The organism is Cupriavidus sp. F041, assembly GCF_057814235.1.
Window position 1 is genome coordinate 1,033,269 of the sequence record NZ_JBVASY010000002.1, and the last position, 15,285, is coordinate 1,048,553.

The window sequence follows — 15,285 nt, forward strand, 5'->3', positions numbered from 1 at the left end:
AAATCTACAAACAAACGCGTTCCCCAGTCCTCCCGGATACGATCAGGCATCACGACCAGGAATCCCACGCATGTCAAAAGCCCTCCACGCCGAAGTTCAGTCCGTCACCGCGCGCGTGATCGCGCGCAGCCAGCGCAGCCGTGCCGCCTACCTGGCGCGTTGCGAACGCGCCCAGCAGGAGCTGGGTCCCTTGCGCGGGCTGTCCTGTGCCAACCTCGCGCATGGCCTGGCCGCGTTGCCAGTGCATGACAAGCTCAAGCTGCGGGTCGAGCATGCCGCCAATCTCGGCATCGTCACCGCCTATAACGACATGCTGTCGGCCCACCAGCCGTACGAGCGCTACCCGGGCGTGATCCGCGAGGCCGCGCGCGCCGTTGGCGCGGTGGCGCAGGTGGCGGGCGGGGTGCCGGCGATGTGCGACGGCATCACGCAGGGCAATGCCGGCATGGAGTTGTCGCTGTTCTCGCGCGACGCCATCGCGATGGCGACCGCGGTCTCGCTGTCGCACAACACCTTCGATGCCGCCGTGATGCTCGGCGTGTGCGACAAGATCGTGCCGGGCCTGCTGATGGGCGCGCTGCAGTTCGGCCACCTGCCGGTAGTGTTCGTGCCGGCCGGGCCGATGTCGACGGGGTTGTCCAACAAGGAAAAAGCGCGCGTGCGCCAGCTCTACGCCACCGGCCAGGTCGGCCGCGAAGCCTTGCTGGAAGCCGAGTGCGAGGCCTATCACGGGGCCGGCACCTGCACCTTCTACGGCACCGCCAACAGCAACCAGTTCCTGATGGAGATCATGGGGCTGCATATGCCCGGCGCGGCCTTTGTGCATCCTGACAGCGGTCTGCGCGATGCGCTCACCGCCGCCGCCGCGCAACGCGCGCTGGCCCTGACGGCGCGGGGTGCCGACTACCTCCCGCTGGCGCGCATCGTTGACGAACGCGCCGTGATCAATGCCGTGGTGGGCCTGCTGGCCACCGGCGGCTCGACCAACCACACCATCCATCTCGTGGCGATGGCGCGCGCGGCCGGCATCATCATCGACTGGGACGACTTCGACCGCCTCTCGCGCATCACGCCGCTGCTGGCGCGGGTCTATCCCAACGGCTCCGCCGACGTGAACCATTTCCACGCCGCCGGCGGCGTGGCCTACGTGATTCGCCAGTTGCTCGACGCAGGGCTGCTGCATGAGAACGTGGAAACCGTGGCCGGGCATGGCCTGGCCCGCTACACGCAGGAACCCGTGATGATCGACGGCGTGCTGCAGTGGCGCGACGGTGCCGCCACCAGCGGCGACGCGACGGTTCTGGCCACCGCGGCCGAGCCGTTCTCCGCCGAGGGCGGCCTGCGCTTGCTGCAGGGCAATCTCGGCCGCGGCATGATCAAGGTGTCGGCGGTGGCGCCGGAGCATCGGGTGGTGGAGGCGCCGGCGCGCGTCTTCGATTCCCAAGAAGGCTTGCAGGCCGCGTTCGATGCCGGCGAGCTGGCTGGCGATGTGGTCGCGGTGGTGCGCTTCCAGGGGCCGAACGCCAACGGCATGCCCGAGCTGCACCGCCTGACGCCGGTGCTGGGCGCGCTGCAGGATGCGGGCCACAAGGTGGCGCTGGTGACCGACGGGCGCATGTCCGGCGCTTCGGGCAAGGTGCCGGCAGTCATTCATGTGGGTCCGGAGGCACTTGCTGGCGGCCCCTTGTCGCGAGTGCGCGATGGCGACCGCCTCCGCGTGGATGCCGTCGCCGGCACCCTGGAATGGCTCGGTGGCGCCGACGGCGACGCCAACTTCACGGCGCGCGCCTCGGCGGTACTGCCGGACGACGCTTTCGCCAGCTTCAGCGTCGGCCGCGGCCTGTTTGGCCTGTTCCGCCGCAATGCGCGGATAGCAGAAGAGGGCGGCAGCGCGCTGGACCTGTCCGAAGCCGACGCGCACGGCGCTGTCCAAACCGGCGCGGCCGTCGCACAATAGGCAGCGCGCCCCGATATTTGTGTCATTTGTGTCCCCGGCAGCCAACGGCTGGCGGGGACGACCCCGAGCCGGCCCATGCGGGTCCTATCATGGCTTCATGGCCGTATGCTTCCGGACACTGCCGGCGGCCGGCGCGGGGACTACCGACAAGGATGGGCAAACCATCCGAACACGATCGCTGGAGCAGACATGATCTACATCCTGATGGGCGTTTCCGGCAGCGGAAAGAGCACCGTCGGCCAGATGCTGGCCGAGACCCTGCATTGCGGCTTTCACGACGCCGACGATTTCCACAGCGCCGCCAACAAAGCGAAGATGCACAACGGCATCCCGCTGACTGATGAAGACCGCTGGCCCTGGCTGGCCGCCATGCGCGCGGCGATCGATGCGGCCCGCGCCGAAGGGCGCACCCATGTGTTTACCTGTTCCGCGTTGCGCCAGACCTATCGCGACCGGTTGACGCCGCCCGACGGCGGCGTGACCTTTGTCTATATGAAGGGCGACGCCGCTGTGATCGGCGGCCGCCTGGCCGAGCGCAGCGAGCACTTCTTCAATCCGGCGCTGTTGCAGAGCCAGTTCGAAACGCTGGAGGAGCCGCGCGACGCGCTGGTACTCGATATCCGCCAGACCCCTGAAGCCCTGGTGCGGTACATCCTGGCCGAAGTGCCGGCATGCAAAGGCGCGGCCGTGGCGCGTTAGCGCGGCGCGGTTGCCCCCCGCCCGGACCGTTCCCGGGTGCCGTCTTTGTGTGCGTTGAGGAGGGCTGGCAGACATCTTGCTTAATCCATGTTTGATGGCGCGAATGCCCGCCGCTTGCGGCTTTCGTGGCCATAGGTATCCTATAGGTACAGCACTTCGAAGCATGACGAGACGGTCCGCGGCTGCGCCGCCGGGCCGCGGGTGGTGACCTCGAGGTGCTGTGCCGGGAACAAGAAGCCAATCAAAACGGGATTGCCGGCAGTTTGGGCGGCGCCCAAATCATGGGGGAACGGCCATCATGGCGGCGCGGTTTTTCGACGAGATGCTCGATTGGCAAGATGGCGTGGCGGCATCGATCCACGCGGGAGAGTCCCTGCCGGCAGGCGCCGTGCGGGGGCATTACAAGCAGTTTGCGGACTGGCTGGCGCGACAGTCCGAAGGCACCATGGGCAATAAGCGCGCGGAGGCGGACCTGATCTTCCGGCGTGTGGGCATCACCTTCGCCGTGTATGGCGAAAAGGATGAGTCCAACAGCGGCACCGAGCGCACCATCCCGTTCGACGTGATTCCCCGGATCTTTCCCGCCAGCGAGTGGGCCACGCTGGAGCGCGGGCTGCGCCAGCGGGTCTCCGCGCTGAATCGCTTCATCCACGATATCTATCACGGCCAGGACATCATCCGCGCCGGTGTGATTCCCCCGGACCAGATCTACAACAACGCGCAGTACCGGCCCGAAATGCTCGGCATCGACGTGCCGCGCGATATCTATGCCCACGTTGCGGGCATCGACGTGGTGCGCGCGGGCGAGGGCGAGTTCTACGTGCTGGAAGACAACCTGCGCGTGCCCTCCGGCGTCTCCTACATGCTGGAGAACCGCAAGATGATGATGCGGTTGTTCCCCGACCTGTTCGCGCGCAATCGCGTGGCGCCGGTGGCCCACTATCCGGACCTGTTGCTCGACATGTTGCGCGGGGTCTCGCCGCAGAACATCGCAGATCCCACCGTGGTGGTACTGACGCCCGGCATGTACAACTCCGCCTACTTCGAGCACGCCTTCCTGGCCCAGCAGATGGGCGTGGAGCTGGTCGAGGGCAGCGACCTGTTCGTGCAGGACGATCATCTCTACATGCGTACCACGCAGGGCCCGCAGCGCATCGACGTGATCTACCGCCGGGTCGACGACGACTTCCTCGACCCGCTGGTGTTCCGGCACGATTCCACGCTGGGCGCGGCGGGGCTGCTGTCGGTCTATCGCGCCGGCAACGTCACCATCTGCAATGCGATCGGCACCGGCGTGGCCGACGACAAATCGATCTATCCCTATGTGCCGGACATGATCCGCTTCTACCTCGGCGAGGAAGCGATCCTGAACAATGTCCCGACCTATATGTGCCGCCGTCCCGACGACCTGCAGTACGTGCTCGATCACATGGAAGAACTGGTGGTGAAGGAAACCCACGGCGCCGGCGGCTACGGCATGCTGGTGGGCCCGGCAGCCACCCGCGCCGAGATCGATACCTTCCGCGAGGTCGTGCGTGCGCGCCCTGAGCAGTACATCGCGCAACCCACGCTGGCGCTGTCAACCTGCCCGACTTACGTCGAGTCCGGCATCGCGCCGCGCCACATCGACCTGCGCCCATTCGTGCTGTCGGGCAAGGACGTGCGCATGGTGCCCGGCGGATTGACGCGCGTGGCGCTGCGGGAAGGCTCGCTGGTGGTCAATTCCTCGCAGGGCGGGGGCACCAAGGACACCTGGGTGCTGGAGCGCTGAAGCGCGGCGCTCGCAAGGATTGTTTGAGATTCCCGCGCCGGCCGCCTCGATGCCGGCGGCGCGCGGGCGAACAGCGCAGTACGAGGGGACTGACATGCTTAGCCGCACTGCCGACCATCTGTTCTGGATGGCGCGCTACACCGAACGCGCGGAGAACACCGCGCGCATGCTCGATGTGAATTACCAGACGTCGCTGTTGCCGCAATCCGCCGAGGTGGCGGAGCAGGGCTGGTGGGCCATGCTCGATATTTCCGAGCTGACCACGGTGTTTGACGAGAAGTACGGCCTGCTGACGCGCGACGATGTGATCGACTTCATGGTGCGGGACATGACCAATGTCTCGTCGATCATGAGCTGCCTGCGCGCGGCGCGCGAGAATGCGCGCGCGGTGCGCGGCTCGCTGACCACCGAGGTGTGGGAGACCATCAACACCACCTGGCTCGACGTGCAGCGCATGATCGCTGACGGCATCCTGTCCGACGATCCCGCGCAGTTCTTCGAGTGGGTCAAGTTCCGCTCTCACCTGGCCCGTGGCGTGCAGTTCGGCACCATGCTCAAGGACGATGCTTTCCACTTCATGCGGCTGGGTACGTTCCTGGAGCGCGCCGACAATACCGCGCGGATCCTCGATGTGAAATTCAAGGCCGGCACGCTGGACGACAGCGATCCCAATCGCGACGCCAATGATTTCTATCACTGGGCGGCAGTGCTGCGCTCGGTGTCCGGCTTCGAGGTCTACCGCAAGATCTACCGCACTGTGATCACGCCCGAGCGCGTGGCTGAGCTGCTGATCCTGCGGCCGGACATGCCGCGTTCGCTGGTGTCGAGCATGGACGAGGTGGTGGCGATCCTGTCGCTGGTCGGGAACCAGCATTCTTCGGAGACCGAGCGGCAGGCTGGTAAACTCCACGCTGATTTGAAATACACGCGCATCGACGACATCTTCGCCGTCGGGCTGCATGCTTACCTGACCAGTTTCCTGGAGCGCATCGGCGACCTCGGTAACGGCATCAGCCGGGATTTTCTCGTGCCGCTGCTGGCTGCCTGAGCCACTTCACGTGGGAGGTTGTGCCGGCCTCGCCATATCGTGAAATACAAGATTCATCACAAGACGGTTTACCGTTACGCCGAGCCGGTCCGGCGCAGCGTGCACGAACTGCGGCTCGCGCCGCGTTCGGGCCCGTTGCAGGCCGTGCAAGGCTGGCAGCTATCGGTGCCGGGCAACCTGTCCGAGGCCCGCGACGGCTTTGGCAATATCGTTCACAGCTTTACCGTGGCGGGCCCTGCGCATACGCTGGTGATCGAGGCAGGCGGCGTGGTGGAAGTGACGCCGCCTGCCGACGGAGAAGTGCCGCTTTTCTGCGATGCGCCGCCGGCGGGCGAGGCGCGTGTCTCGCCGCTTTACTACCTGGGCAGCACGCCGCTGACCGCCGCGCATCCGGAAATGGTACGTTTTGCCTCACCCTACCTGGCGGCGGGGCACGAGGTGCCGGCCCTGCTGGCTCTGGCCGGTGGCATAGCCGAGCGGGTGCGGTACAAGGCAGACAGCACGGATGTGGGCACGTCAGCCAGCGAGGCCTTCGGGCTGGGCAGCGGGGTTTGCCAGGATCAGGCGCAAGTGATGGTGGCATGTTGCCGCGCCCTCGCTATTCCGGCGCGCTACGTCAGCGGCTATTTCTACGACCCGGCGGCCTCCGAGCTGGCCAGCCATGCCTGGGCCGATGTCTGTGTGGACGCGGACAGGGAGCTGTGGTGCAGTATCGACGTGACGCACGCTTGCCTGAGCGACACGCGTCATGTCCGGCTTGCGGTCGGGCGTGATTACCGCATGGCCGCGCCGGTGCGAGGCATTCGCGAGGGAGGCAGCGGCGAGCAGCTGGCGGTTGAGATTGCCATTGCACCGCTGGCGTGAGCGAGGTGGTGCGAAGCGCACCAGGAATGGGCGTGATACGGTGTTCCAGCCGCGCAGGGGCGGCACTAGAATGCGGCCTGGCTCCGGGCGGTGCGCCGGGCGCGGCCATGCACCATAACAAGACGAGATCATGACGTACTGTGTAGCCATGCGGCTGGATGCCGGTCTGGTGTTCCTCTCCGATTCCCGCACCAATGCCGGGGTCGACGCCATTTCGACCGCGCGCAAGATGACTGTGTTCGAGGAGCCGGGCGACCGCGTGATGGTGCTGCTGACGGCGGGCAACCTGGCGATCAGCCAGGCGGTGCGCCAGATACTCGCAGAAGGCCGCGACGAGAAGCGCTCCCTGTGGACCGCGCGCGATATGTTCGAGGCGGCCGCCATCGTCGGCGACGCCGTGCGCCAGGTGCACAAGCACGATGCCCACGCCTTGCGCGAGGCTGGCATCGAGTTCAATGTGAGCCTGATCTTCGGCGGGCAGATCCGTGGCGAGCGGGTGCGCCTGTTCCATGTGTACGCGGCGGGGAATTTTGTCGAGGCCACGCCCGAGAACTGCTATTTCCAGATCGGCGAGGCCAAGTACGGCAAGCCCATCATCGATCGCGTGGTGGAACCCACGCTGCCGCTTGGCCAAGCCGCCAAATGCGCGCTGATCTCGATGGACTCCACCCTGAAATCCAATATCTCGGTGGGCCTGCCCCTGGACCTGCTGGTCTACGAGGCCGATTCGCTGCGCGTGACCCGCTTTGTCAATATCGACGAGAAGAACGCCTACTTCCGCATGATCCGCGATACCTGGGGGCATCGCCTGCGCCAGGTCTTCGGCGAGATCAACGATCCAGAATGGGATGCCTCCGCCCCGGCGGAGTTTCCGCTGGCGCGCCAGGGCGAAGGCGACCGCTGGGGGCAGCCGGTGCGCGCCACGCGCGAACGCGCCGGCACCCAGGACTGAGGGCGGATATCCCAGATGCGTGACATCCTGCATTTTTCGCATGCCAACGGCTTTCCCGTCAGCACCTACCGCAAGCTGTTCGCAACGCTGGAAGACGATTTCGAGATCTGCGCCGTGGACCGCTACGGCCACGACCCGAAGTTCCCGGTCACGCGCGAGTGGCCGCACCTCGTCGATGAGTTGCTGGCTTCCGTGGAGCAAAAGTACCGCGAGCCGGTGTGGCTGGTGGGGCATTCGCTCGGTGGCTTCCTGTCGCTGATGGCCGCGCTGCGGCGCCCGCAATGGGTGCGCGGCGTGGTGATGCTTGATTCCCCCGTGATCGCCGGCTGGCGTGCCGCCTTGCTAAAGGCCGGCCAGCGCTTCGGCCTGGACGAACGGCCCGGCCCCGCGGCGGTGACGCGGCGGCGCCGCACCCACTGGCCGGATGCCGAGGCGGTCTGGGAACATTTCCGTTCCAAGCCGGTATTCGCGGCCTGGGATGAGGAGGTGCTGCGCGACTACGCCATGCATGGCACCGAGCCGACCGGCAACGAAGCCGAACGCCGCCTGCGTTTCGAGCGTGAGATCGAGTACCAGATCTACCGCACCCTGCCCACCAGCCTGGGCTCGCGCGTTGCGCGCGGCGCGCCGGTGCCGGTCGGCTTTGTCGCCGGCACGCGGTCGCGCGAAGTGCGCCAGTGCGGGCTCGGTGCCACGCGCAAGCTGGTGGGAGAGCGCCTGCGCTTTATCGAGGGCGGGCATCTTTATCCGATGGAGCGGCCCGGCCAGACGGCCGGATTGATCCGCGATCTCGTCGGCGAAATGCGGGGCAATTCGCCCGCGGCCGCGCGTCCGTAGCCGGGGCCGGGCAGGGCAGCAGCGAGGGCTGGGGCGCGAAGCGGCGAATGCGTCTCAGCGGTTGCCGGGCAAGGCGACTTGTCGCAAATGCGGCGCTGCAGCAGCCGGGCTCTCATGTATAATCCCGATTTCCCCGGCAAGCTCGGTTTATGACCAAATTCGTCTTCGTCACCGGTGGTGTCGTCTCTTCGCTCGGCAAGGGCATCGCTGCTGCTTCGCTCGCGGCCATTCTTGAGTCGCGCGGCCTCAAAGTCACCCTCCTCAAGCTAGATCCCTACATCAACGTCGATCCCGGCACGATGAGCCCCTTCCAGCATGGCGAGGTGTTCGTCACGGAAGACGGTGCTGAAACCGACCTCGATCTCGGCCACTACGAGCGCTTCGTCTCGGCCAAGATGCGCAAGTCGAACAACTTCACCACAGGCCAGATCTACGAGTCGGTGATCCGCAAGGAACGCCGCGGCGAGTACCTCGGCAAGACGGTGCAGGTAATCCCGCATATCACCAACGAAATCCAGGCCTTCATCGAGCGCGGCGCGGCTGCGTCGCACGGTGGCAAGGCGGACGTTGCGCTGGTGGAAATCGGCGGCACCGTGGGCGATATCGAATCGCTGCCGTTCCTGGAAGCCGCGCGCCAGATGAGCCTGCGCATGGGCCGCAACCACGCTGCCTTCGTGCACCTGACGCTGGTGCCGTTCATCGCCAGCGCCGGCGAGCTGAAGACCAAGCCGACCCAGCACTCGGTGCAGAAGCTGCGTGAAATCGGCATCTCGCCGACCGCGCTGCTGTGCCGCGCCGACCGCCCGATCCCGGACGAAGAGCGCGCCAAGATTTCGCTGTTCTCCAATATCCCGCAGGAAGCCGTGATCTCGGTCTGGGACGCGGACAGCATCTACAAGATCCCGCAGATGCTCAACGAGCAGGGCCTCGACCGCCTGATCTGCGAGGAACTGCGTATTGACCCGAAGCCGGCCGATCTCTCCATGTGGCAACGCCTGGTCAATGCCCAGGAAAACCCGCAACATGAGATCACCATCGGCATGGTCGGCAAGTACGTCGACCTGACCGAGTCGTACAAGTCGCTGATCGAAGCGCTGCGCCACGCCGGCATGCACACCGCCACCCGCGTGAACATCGAGTACATCGATTCGGAAGAGCTGGAATCGGGCCACCTCGAAGTGCTCAAGCCGCTGGACGCCATCCTGGTGCCGGGCGGTTTCGGCAAGCGCGGCACGGAAGGCAAGATCCGCGCGATCCAGTACGCCCGTGAGAACAAGGTGCCGTACCTGGGCATCTGCCTGGGCATGCAGCTGGCCGTGATCGAATTCGCCCGCCATGTGGCGGCGATGGCCGATGCCAATTCGACCGAGTTCAACCTGGAAACCGAACATCCGGTGGTCGCACTGATCACCGAATGGGTCGACCGCGAAGGCAAGGTGGAGGAGCGCTCCGCTGAGTCCGACCTGGGAGGCACCATGCGCCTGGGCGCGCAGCGCGTACCGGTCAAGCCGGGCACCAAGGCGGCCAGGATCTACGGCGAAGAAGTCAACGAGCGCCATCGCCACCGCTACGAGGTCAACAATCACTATGTGCCGACGCTGGAAAAGGCGGGCATGGTGATCTCGGCTCGCACCCCGACCGAAGACCTGCCCGAGATGATGGAACTGCCGGAAAGCATGCACCCGTGGTTCGTGGGCGTGCAGTTCCACCCGGAATTCACCTCCACCCCGCGCGATGGCCATCCGCTGTTCAAGGCCTACGTGGAAGCGGCGCTGGCCAGCCAGCAGAGCAAGGCGGGCTGAGCCCGGCACCGCAAGCAGGAGACTAGTGATGAAACTCTGTGGATTTGACGTTGGCCTGGACCGGCCCTTCTTCCTGATCGCCGGTCCGTGCGTGATCGAGTCCGAGCAGATGGCGCTGGATACCGCCGGCGAGCTCAAGGCGATCACCAGCGAGCTCGGCATCCCGTTTATCTACAAGTCCTCGTTCGACAAGGCCAACCGTTCGTCGGGCAGGACCTTCCGCGGGCTGGGCATGGAGAAAGGGCTGGAGATTCTCGCCACGGTCAAGCGCGAGATCGGTGTGCCGGTGCTGACCGACATCCACGAGATCGACGAGGTCAAGCCGGTGGCGGCGGTGGTCGATGTGCTGCAGACGCCGGCCTTCCTGTGCCGTCAGACCGACTTCATCCGCGCGTGCGCGCAGAGCGGCCGTCCCGTCAATATCAAGAAGGGACAGTTCCTCGCGCCGCATGACATGAAGAACGTCATCGACAAGGCGCGCGACGCCGCGCGCGAGGCAGGGCTGCCGGAAGACAGCTTCATGGCTTGCGAGCGCGGCGTTTCCTTCGGCTACAACAACCTGGTCTCCGACATGCGCTCGCTCGCGATCATGCGCGAGACCGGCGCGCCGGTGGTGTTCGATGCCACGCACTCGGTGCAGCTGCCGGGCGGCCAGGGCACCAGTTCCGGCGGCCAGCGCGAATTCGTGCCGGTGCTGGCGCGCGCTGCCGTGGCGGTGGGCGTGGCGGGCCTGTTCATGGAAACGCATCCGGACCCGAGCAAGGCCATGTCGGACGGCCCCAACGCCGTGCCGCTGTCGCGCATGAAGGAACTGCTGTCCGTGCTCAAGGAACTCGATACGCTGGTCAAGCGCTCGGGCTTCCTCGAAGACAATTTCGGCTGGCCCGCGGCCTGCGCCTGAGCGCGCAGCGCCGTTGCCGACATGGCCGTCATCAGGCGGCCATGATCAGCCAAGTAGAATCAACACCATAAAATCACACGGAGATACGCCATGGCCAGCGGCTATATCATTGCCCACGTCGATGTCACCGATCCCCAGCAGTATGAAGAGTACAAGGTGCTCTCCAGCCATGCCATGAAGGTGCATGGCGCCGAGGTGCTGGTGCGTGGCGGCAAGACCGAGAAGCTGGAGGGCGACTGGGCCCCGACGCGCGTGGTCGTGCTGAAGTTTCCCAGCTATGACGCGGCAAAGTCGTTCCACGACAGCGAGGAATATCGCGCCGCGCGCAAGTCGCGCGAGCATGCCGCGCGCATGAACATGATCGTGGTAGAAGGCGCTTAGGCATTAATCAGCGCCCGTCAGCGGTAGTCCAGGGCATGGCGCCCGTGTAGTACGAAGTCATCAAGCATCAACAGTCCAAGAGGAATCCATGAGTGCAATCGTAGATATCATCGGTCGCGAAGTTCTCGACTCGCGCGGTAACCCGACGGTCGAGTGCGACGTCCTGCTCGAATCCGGCGTGATGGGCCGCGCGGCAGTGCCGTCGGGCGCATCCACCGGTTCGCGCGAAGCCATCGAGCTGCGTGATGGCGACAAGTCGCGCTATCTCGGCAAGGGCGTGCTGAAGGCGGTCGAGCATATCAACACCGAAATCTCCGAAGCCATCATGGGCCTGGATGCCTCCGAGCAGGCTTTCCTGGACCGTACCCTGATCGACCTCGACGGCACCGACAACAAGGCTCGCCTGGGCGCCAACGCCACGCTGGCCGTGTCGATGGCGGTGGCCAAGGCCGCCGCTGAAGAAGCCGGCCTGCCGCTGTACCGCTACTTCGGCGGTTCGGGCGCGATGCAAATGCCGGTGCCGATGATGAACATCGTCAACGGTGGCGCGCACGCCAACAACAGCCTGGACATCCAGGAATTCATGATCATGCCGGTGTCGCAGACGAGCTTCCGCGAAGCCCTGCGTTGCGGCGCCGAAGTGTTCCACGCGCTCAAGAAGATCCTGTCCGACAAGGGCATGTCCACGGCGGTTGGCGACGAGGGCGGCTTTGCCCCCAACTTCGCTTCCAACGAAGAGTGCCTGAACACCGTTGTGCTGGCCATCGAGAAGGCCGGCTACCGTGCAGGCGAAGATGTCCTGCTGGCGCTGGACTGCGCGGCTACCGAGTTCTATCACGAAGGCGAAGGCCAGTACCACCTGGAAGGCGAGGGCCTGAAACTGACCTCGACCCAGTTCGCCGACTACCTGGCCAACCTGTGCGACAAGTTCCCGATCGTGTCGATCGAGGACGGCATGGCCGAAGGCGACTGGGAAGGCTGGAAGGTGCTGACCGACAAGCTGGGCAAGCGCGTGCAGCTGGTGGGCGACGACCTGTTCGTGACCAATACCAAGATCCTGAAGGAAGGCATTGAGAAGGGCATCGGCAACTCGATCCTGATCAAGATCAACCAGATCGGCACCCTGACCGAGACCTTCGCCGCCATCGAGATGGCCAAGCGCGCCGGCTACACCGCCGTGATCTCGCACCGCTCGGGCGAAACCGAGGACAGCACCATCGCCGATATCGCGGTGGGCACCAACGCCGGCCAGATCAAGACCGGCTCGCTGTCGCGCTCGGACCGTATCTCGAAGTACAACCAGCTGCTGCGCATCGAGGAAGATCTCGGCGATATCGCCAGCTATCCGGGCAAGAGCGCGTTCTACAATCTGCGCTAAGCGCGTGTCATGCGCCGGCCGCGGCCGGCGCTGACGCAACTTCCTTTTTCGCTTAAGCGCCAGAACCCATGCGCCTGATCTCGTTGCTGTTGTTTGTGCTGTTGCTCGCCATCCAGTATCCCTTATGGCTGGGCAAGGGCGGTTGGCTGCGTGTGTGGGACATGGACAAGCAGGTGCAGGAGCAATCGGCGCGCAACCAGTTGCTCAAGTTGCGCAATGCCAAGCTGGAAGGGGAAGTGAAGGACCTGGAGGATGGCACCGGCGCCATCGAGGAACGTGCCCGCTATGAATTGGGCATGGTCAAGGATGGCGAGGTGTTCGTGCAGTTCGTGGCGCCCGCGCCCAAAGTCAGCGCCACGCCGCCGCTGCCGCCTCCGCCGAATTCCCCGGCGTTCAACCGCCACTGACTGGCGCCAGTCAGTGGCGCCCTGCGCAATGCACGGTGCCAGGCAAACTCACCACCAATACGGATAGCGGCCCCGGCCCCAGTATCCGGGGCCGCTGAAGCCGACTCCGCCACCCCAGTGGCCACCGCCCCACCCTCCGTAATACAGGCTCCAGCTTGGATAGACATAGGCAGCAGCCTGCGCCATGGCCTCGGCCTGTTGCTGGTATGCGATAGCGGCTTCCTGCTCGCGCAGCACCTGTTGGTTCAGGGCGTCGAGCTTCTGCCTTTCTTCAGGGGTGATGGGCGCCGGCGGAACACCGTTGGGCACCAGGCGTGCGGTCGGCGGCGAGCCGTTGATGTCGCGCGGCAACTCCGCGCAGCCGCCGCAGGCCAGCACTGCGCCGAGCAGCAAGACGCCGATCGTGCCCGGCGCGCGGACAAGGCGTGACGCTTTGCGTGCTGCGGCGAGGGCGGACGGGGTTGAAGGCAAAGCGGACATGTTGACTCCCTGACTCTGGTAGGTCGCTGATGCTTGGACCTCGGCGGAGGGCGTAAAGGTTCCTCGTGGGGTGCCTCCCGGGCCGCTCCGCCTTGCAGAGTTGCCGCTTAGTGTTGCTGCGCGGCACCGTCGCCGGCGCCGGTAGCAACGGGGGCCGGCGCAAACAGTTGCGCGCAGTCAACCGGATCGAAGTGATATTGCTGGCCGCAGAAATCGCACTGGATCTCCACTTCGCCGCGTTCGACCAGGATGTCCTCGATTTCCACGCGGCCCAGGTTTTGCAGCATGCCAGCTACCTTGGCACGCGAGCACGAGCATTGGAAGTGCGGCGTGAGCGGCTCGAATACGCGCAGGCCCGTGGCTTGCAGGTCTTCCCAGAACAGGCGGCGTAGCAGTGTATCGGGCGTTTCGGCCAGCAGTTCTTCGTCCTTCAGCGTGGCGCCGAGCTGGCAGGCGCGGTCCCAGGTGTCCAGGTCCTGCGCGCGGCCGCTGTCCGCCAGCGGCGCGCCGGTTTCGCCGACTTCGGCGGGGGCGCGCCCGGCATGGCCTTCCAGCGTGCCACCGTAGGACGGCAGCTTCTGCAGCAGCATGCCGGCGGCAACTTTGTCGTCGGCGGCCAGCCACAACCGGGTGTCGAGCTGCTCGGACGCTTGCATGTAGTGTTCGAGCACGGCAGTCATCGACGCCATCGGGCCGTGTGCATCGGCCAGCGGCACGATGCTCTGGTACGGCTGCTGTCCGGGTAGCTTGTCCTGCGGGTCCAGCGTGATGGCGAAGCGGCCGCGGCCGTTGACGTTGACGAGGTCCGCCAGCGTGGCATCGTCGGCCAGCGCTACGCCTTCGGCGAGCTTGGCGGTCGCCCGCATCGACAGGTCGGACAGGCATTCCACCACCAGCATGCGCACCGGGCCGTCGCCGTGCACTTGCATCACCAGCGCGCCATTGAACTTCAGGTTGGCCGAAAGCAGTGCTGCGGCGGACATCATTTCGCCCAGCAGGCGGCGCACCGGCGCCGGGTAATGATTGCGGCGCAGCACTTCCTGCCAGGTGGTCTGCATGTGCACCAGTTCGCCGCGAACGGGGGCCGCGTCGAACAGGAATTTCTGCAGGGTGTCGGGGGTGGTGGTGTCAGTCACGATGATCCGTCGGTAAATCGGTGCGGGCGGCGCGGCGCCTTAGTCGATGCGTTTGAGTTGCGTCTTGTACATGGCCTGGCGCGTGGCGTAGGTCTCGGCATTGCGGTACAGGTTGGCCACATCCTGCTCGGTGAGCTCGCGCACCACCTTGGCCGGCGCGCCCAGGATCAGCGAACGATCCGGGAATACCTTGCCTTCGGTGACCACGGCCCCGGCGCCGACCAGGCACTCCTTGCCGATCACGGCACGGTTCAGGATCACCGCCTGGATGCCGATCAGCGAGCCTTCGCCCACCGTGCAGCCATGCAGCATGGCCTGGTGGCCGATCGATACCTTGTCGCCGATGGTCAGCGGGCAGCCAGGGTCGGTGTGGAGCACAGTGCCTTCCTGCACATTGCTGGACTCGCCCACCACGATCGGTTCGTTGTCGCCCCGGATCACCACGCCTGGCCAGACGCTGGCACGCGCCTTGAGCGTCACGTTGCCGATGATGGTGGCCTCCGGCGCCACATAGGCATCCGGATCGATGGTGGGGGCAACGTCGCCGAGCTGGTAAAGCGCCATGAGGTCTCCTGCACAAGTTCGTTTGGGTATATGGGGTTTGCCGCCAGGCTTTAAAGGGTCGCGGGCGGACCAGGCATGGAGCGCCACGCGCCGGGCCCTACAATGGTG

General features: G+C 65.6%; 15 protein-coding genes. 12 read left to right on the plus strand and 3 right to left on the minus strand.

Going from position 1 to position 15,285, the window contains the following annotated elements; genetic code table 11:
• The first annotated feature begins 70 nt into the window (after positions 1-70).
• The 12 genes from edd to ftsB all read left to right on the plus strand — a co-directional run bounded on the left by edd (position 71) and on the right by ftsB (position 12,997).
• Positions 71-1,957 carry a phosphogluconate dehydratase gene (edd, locus tag ACZY0R_RS21870; RefSeq protein WP_488861156.1) on the plus strand — a complete coding sequence of 629 codons (1,887 nt, stop codon included), beginning with the start codon at positions 71-73 and terminating at the stop codon, positions 1,955-1,957.
• Between the two features lie 189 nt (positions 1,958-2,146).
• Positions 2,147-2,656: a gluconokinase gene (locus tag ACZY0R_RS21875; protein WP_488861158.1), complete on the plus strand. Its 510-nt coding sequence runs from the start codon at positions 2,147-2,149 to the stop codon at positions 2,654-2,656.
• A gap of 298 nt (positions 2,657-2,954) precedes the next feature.
• The gene (locus ACZY0R_RS21880; protein ID WP_045238055.1) at positions 2,955-4,427 is read left to right on the plus strand and encodes a circularly permuted type 2 ATP-grasp protein; all 1,473 of its coding nucleotides are present in this window, start codon (positions 2,955-2,957) and stop codon (positions 4,425-4,427) included.
• A 94-nt stretch (positions 4,428-4,521) separates the two neighbouring features.
• Positions 4,522-5,475 (plus strand): alpha-E domain-containing protein, encoded by a 954-nt coding sequence (locus tag ACZY0R_RS21885; protein WP_488861160.1) that lies wholly within the window; start codon positions 4,522-4,524, stop codon positions 5,473-5,475.
• A 39-nt stretch (positions 5,476-5,514) separates the two neighbouring features.
• Positions 5,515-6,339, plus strand: coding sequence for a transglutaminase family protein (locus tag ACZY0R_RS21890; RefSeq protein WP_488861162.1), 825 nt, complete (start codon positions 5,515-5,517; stop codon positions 6,337-6,339).
• A 130-nt stretch (positions 6,340-6,469) separates the two neighbouring features.
• Positions 6,470-7,291: a proteasome-type protease gene (locus ACZY0R_RS21895; RefSeq protein WP_488861164.1), complete on the plus strand. Its 822-nt coding sequence runs from the start codon at positions 6,470-6,472 to the stop codon at positions 7,289-7,291.
• Between the two features lie 15 nt (positions 7,292-7,306).
• Positions 7,307-8,128 (plus strand): alpha/beta fold hydrolase, encoded by an 822-nt coding sequence (locus ACZY0R_RS21900; RefSeq protein WP_488861166.1) that lies wholly within the window; start codon positions 7,307-7,309, stop codon positions 8,126-8,128.
• Between the two features lie 149 nt (positions 8,129-8,277).
• Positions 8,278-9,930 (plus strand): CTP synthase, encoded by a 1,653-nt coding sequence (pyrG, locus tag ACZY0R_RS21905; protein ID WP_045238051.1) that lies wholly within the window; start codon positions 8,278-8,280, stop codon positions 9,928-9,930.
• Positions 9,931-9,958: 28 nt separating this feature from the next.
• Positions 9,959-10,831, plus strand: coding sequence for a 3-deoxy-8-phosphooctulonate synthase (kdsA, locus tag ACZY0R_RS21910; RefSeq protein ID WP_045238050.1), 873 nt, complete (start codon positions 9,959-9,961; stop codon positions 10,829-10,831).
• A 90-nt stretch (positions 10,832-10,921) separates the two neighbouring features.
• Positions 10,922-11,212: a DUF1330 domain-containing protein gene (locus ACZY0R_RS21915; protein WP_006160203.1), complete on the plus strand. Its 291-nt coding sequence runs from the start codon at positions 10,922-10,924 to the stop codon at positions 11,210-11,212.
• Between the two features lie 88 nt (positions 11,213-11,300).
• Positions 11,301-12,590, plus strand: a complete 1,290-nt coding sequence (gene eno / locus ACZY0R_RS21920; RefSeq protein ID WP_035859187.1) for a phosphopyruvate hydratase — start codon at positions 11,301-11,303, stop codon at positions 12,588-12,590.
• A gap of 68 nt (positions 12,591-12,658) precedes the next feature.
• Complete coding sequence (gene ftsB / locus ACZY0R_RS21925) at positions 12,659-12,997, plus strand: cell division protein FtsB (protein ID WP_035859184.1); 339 nt, start codon at positions 12,659-12,661, stop codon at positions 12,995-12,997.
• A 48-nt stretch (positions 12,998-13,045) separates the two neighbouring features.
• Here ftsB and ACZY0R_RS21930 read toward each other — a convergent pair whose 3' ends face one another.
• From ACZY0R_RS21930 to ACZY0R_RS21940, 3 genes are all read right to left on the minus strand, one after another.
• On the minus strand, positions 13,046-13,477 hold the full coding sequence (locus ACZY0R_RS21930) for a hypothetical protein (protein WP_488861169.1): 432 nt from the start codon (positions 13,475-13,477) through the stop codon (positions 13,046-13,048).
• Between the two features lie 107 nt (positions 13,478-13,584).
• The gene (gene hslO / locus ACZY0R_RS21935; RefSeq protein WP_045238046.1) at positions 13,585-14,613 is read right to left on the minus strand and encodes an Hsp33 family molecular chaperone HslO; all 1,029 of its coding nucleotides are present in this window, start codon (positions 14,611-14,613) and stop codon (positions 13,585-13,587) included.
• A gap of 39 nt (positions 14,614-14,652) precedes the next feature.
• The gene (locus ACZY0R_RS21940; protein ID WP_006160208.1) at positions 14,653-15,177 is read right to left on the minus strand and encodes a gamma carbonic anhydrase family protein; all 525 of its coding nucleotides are present in this window, start codon (positions 15,175-15,177) and stop codon (positions 14,653-14,655) included.
• Between the last annotated feature and the right edge of the window lie 108 nt (positions 15,178-15,285).

Excerpts from the sequence above, each read along its gene's own strand:
- edd (WP_488861156.1), top strand. The coding sequence starts at position 71 with ATGTCAAAAGCCCTCCACGCCGAAGTTCAGTCCGTCACCGCGCGCGTG.
- ACZY0R_RS21875 (WP_488861158.1), top strand. The coding sequence starts at position 2,147 with ATGATCTACATCCTGATGGGCGTTTCCGGCAGCGGAAAGAGCACCGTC.
- ACZY0R_RS21880 (WP_045238055.1), top strand. The coding sequence starts at position 2,955 with ATGGCGGCGCGGTTTTTCGACGAGATGCTCGATTGGCAAGATGGCGTG.
- ACZY0R_RS21885 (WP_488861160.1), top strand. The coding sequence starts at position 4,522 with ATGCTTAGCCGCACTGCCGACCATCTGTTCTGGATGGCGCGCTACACC.
- ACZY0R_RS21895 (WP_488861164.1), top strand. The coding sequence starts at position 6,470 with ATGACGTACTGTGTAGCCATGCGGCTGGATGCCGGTCTGGTGTTCCTC.
- ACZY0R_RS21900 (WP_488861166.1), top strand. The coding sequence starts at position 7,307 with ATGCGTGACATCCTGCATTTTTCGCATGCCAACGGCTTTCCCGTCAGC.
- pyrG (WP_045238051.1), top strand. The coding sequence starts at position 8,278 with ATGACCAAATTCGTCTTCGTCACCGGTGGTGTCGTCTCTTCGCTCGGC.
- kdsA (WP_045238050.1), top strand. The coding sequence starts at position 9,959 with ATGAAACTCTGTGGATTTGACGTTGGCCTGGACCGGCCCTTCTTCCTG.
- ACZY0R_RS21915 (WP_006160203.1), top strand. The coding sequence starts at position 10,922 with ATGGCCAGCGGCTATATCATTGCCCACGTCGATGTCACCGATCCCCAG.
- eno (WP_035859187.1), top strand. The coding sequence starts at position 11,301 with ATGAGTGCAATCGTAGATATCATCGGTCGCGAAGTTCTCGACTCGCGC.
- ftsB (WP_035859184.1), top strand. The coding sequence starts at position 12,659 with ATGCGCCTGATCTCGTTGCTGTTGTTTGTGCTGTTGCTCGCCATCCAG.
- ACZY0R_RS21930 (WP_488861169.1), bottom strand. The coding sequence starts at position 13,477 with ATGTCCGCTTTGCCTTCAACCCCGTCCGCCCTCGCCGCAGCACGCAAA.
- ACZY0R_RS21940 (WP_006160208.1), bottom strand. The coding sequence starts at position 15,177 with ATGGCGCTTTACCAGCTCGGCGACGTTGCCCCCACCATCGATCCGGAT.